Source organism: Methylobacterium sp. WL103 (assembly GCF_008039885.1).
GTDB lineage: Bacteria > Pseudomonadota > Alphaproteobacteria > Rhizobiales > Beijerinckiaceae > Methylobacterium > Methylobacterium cerastii.
In genome coordinates this window covers 1-2,665 of record NZ_VRUX01000569.1, presented here as the reverse complement: position 1 = coordinate 2,665, position 2,665 = coordinate 1, and the positions used below count along the sequence as shown (strand labels likewise).

2 protein-coding genes and 1 pseudogene are annotated in these 2,665 nt (G+C 51.3%); 1 reads left to right on the top strand and 2 read right to left on the bottom strand.

Annotation, left to right across the window (positions count from 1 at the left end):
* Positions 1 to 125 precede the first annotated feature (125 nt).
* Both FV222_RS22435 and FV222_RS22430 read right to left on the bottom strand, forming a co-directional pair.
* Positions 126 to 365 (bottom strand): annotated as a pseudogene (locus FV222_RS22435) (transposase); the annotation flags it as partial.
* A gap of 275 nt (positions 366 to 640) precedes the next feature.
* Positions 641 to 1,777, bottom strand: a complete 1,137-nt coding sequence (locus FV222_RS22430) for a polysaccharide pyruvyl transferase family protein (protein ID WP_147815679.1) — start codon at positions 1,775 to 1,777, stop codon at positions 641 to 643.
* A gap of 516 nt (positions 1,778 to 2,293) precedes the next feature.
* Between FV222_RS22430 and FV222_RS22425 the strand changes: the two genes are divergently transcribed.
* Positions 2,294 to 2,665 (top strand): transposase (locus FV222_RS22425; protein ID WP_147815678.1); only part of this gene is annotated, 372 nt, incomplete at its 3' end.

Genomic DNA, 2,665 nt, shown 5'->3' with positions numbered 1-2,665 from the left:
TTCAAGCCGCCGGACCGGCTCCGACATAGCCATACGACCTGACATCGACATGTGACGGAGCTCCTGCCTGGCTCCGTATGTCCCCGTCACACCGCCTGCCGAAAGGTGCCGTCCAGACACCGCTTACGATGCACCGTGCTCCACGGCGGGAAGTCCACCCGCAAATGCCGCCACGCGCATCCTGTCCGCAACACGTAAAGGATGCCGTCAAAGACCTCGCGCAATTGCCGGTGCCACGGTCGCCCTATGCTGGACGGCGCAGGCAGAAGCGGTGCAAGCACCGCCCATTCGGCATCACCGAGGCTGGTTACGTAGGGCAGGCTCTCTCGCGCAAGCTCGGCGCGGGCGGTGGGGCGATCGCAGATCGGTGGGCGTCCATATCGGGGTTCCTGGGTGAGCGTCAGACACTCTCCCAACACCCACGATGCCCGCCGTTCACCCAAAAGCTAAGCTGTTCAACGCATTATGAAACGCGTTCTAACAAAGAAGCTGGTCCATAGCATGTGCCTCCATGCGGGACCAGACGTACAGCCAAACAACGGGACTATACATCTAAGTTTGATTAGCATGAGTACTTCAGATTTATATAACTATTGTGCGTATTATTTCAAAATTGGCAGGAGTTAGAGACTTGATATCATCATTTATTATACGATTTAAGTCTATAGCTAGGCTCTAATCCATTTTGTACCAATAAATTAATATATTTTTCAGCTAATACTGCACGCGTGTTCTTGTATTGTTCCACGTCAAAGTGAAACATTTTCTTCAGTAAAGATTTCGTAATGCCGCCATTAATATCTTTATGATTTATATATGGTATTGCCATTGTTTGACACATTTCCTCTACGCGACTATCGTGTACTATACAGCCCGCGGGGATTCCAGCTTGAATAGCAAGCATCGCCCCGTGGAATCTAGTTCCTACAGCAAAGTCATAATAACGCAGCTCATCCATCCATTGCCGGGCGTCAGCAAAACACCTTGCATGCGTACGGGACCAGTTTTTGAGTTCGGATAAACTAAGATGTGGAGCTATATATTTTCGTATTTGCTCAAGTCTTTCTGTATTCATTGCCTCTACATCCCACCGTGCGAAATTAATCATATCAATTGCATGTTGCGTAATGTATATTCCGTTTGTTGCGGTAACAATATCAAATAAATCTTGTTCAATGCCCGACAGATCTGAAACAAATTGTATGCCCGCGCACACAGCCACTCTAGATATTGGGGTTTGAATTTTCTTCTCAATCTCGCAAGTGAACGAGTTGCCTTCAGATATAAAGTTCGATGGACAGCCGGTTACAATACCGCTATCAGCAAGACCTAATCTTTCAAACTGGCGAAGAGTAAATTCGCCTCTGAGCCCTATATTTGCTTTACCATTTTGAGAATGCGCACATACTGTTCTTAGCCAACGTTCTGTGCCGGGTGATATGTCACAATGGCTTCCCTGATTTGAAGCCTGAGCGCCCAATCCAATGCCAACGATAGGCAGGCCAATCTTCTCGAGTTGGTCAGCCTGAGATCCCAAATCAGTATGCGCACCTAATTGATTTGCAAGTGGAAGAACAACTACATCGGCCATTTCTCGCACGATCGCCGGATCAGCGCTCATAGGCAAAATAGCGCATCGAGATGTAATATGATTATTTACAGCGAACAAAAAAGCTAGATTTCCTGTATTCCCGCCAGTTGCCTGAAACAGAGATTGTCCGTTTGCCGTCCAATAATCCTTAACATACGGAGAAAGACCTAAAATTGCTGCTCTCACTTGGCTAAATTCCCGTGTCTGAGTTTATATAACGCGTGTGACCAATTTAGGCCGTCTCGTGCACTTATAGATCGTTTGTTGACTTTCTAGCTGCATATTAGCAACAAGCAATAATTTCTACCACAGTGTAATTTGAGCGTTTCATATAGCGTTTTCCTAATTAAGCAACGATTTAGTACGTGCGCCTTCCCTAAAGAGCGTAACTATTCGAATTCGGGCTACGAATCTGAAACGCGTCGGTATCAGATCATATTGTGCGCTTGTGCGACAGGGCCAAACACACCTTCGATGTGAACGATTGTACACCTGGAAATTCCCCCTTCCATCCGAGCCTCGAAAACGTTAACTGCGTTGAGAAAGCTCGATGGTGGCATGCCCCCGTTCGGTAGCCTAGGTTCTAACCTAGTGGTCTGAGTTAGACCCCGTTTCATAAGGGCAGTCGCGGATCGCTGCTTGGGGTGAGCGGCGAGCATCGTCAGCGTTGGGAGAGTGTCTGACGCTCACCCTGGAACGCCGATGTGGACACCCGCCGCCCGTGCCGAGCTTGCGCGCGAGAGCCTGCCCTACGCAAGCAGCGTGACCGACACGGAGTGGGCGCTGATCGCCCCACTCCTACCTGAGCCGTCGCGCGCGGGTCGTCCCTGGCGCTGGCCGTTGCGGGCAATCCTGGACGGCATCCAGTACGTCCTGCGCACCGGCTGCGCGTGGCGGCATCTGCCGTTGGACTTCCCGCCCTGGTCCACCATTCACCGCTGGTTCTTGCGCCTGTCGAAGGCGGGTGTGTTCGAGCGCCTTGCCCACGCCCTCACCATGACCGACCGTGCGCGCGCCGGGCGCGAGGCCAGCCCGACCGGCGCCATCCTCGATGCGCAGGCCGCGCGCTCGGGC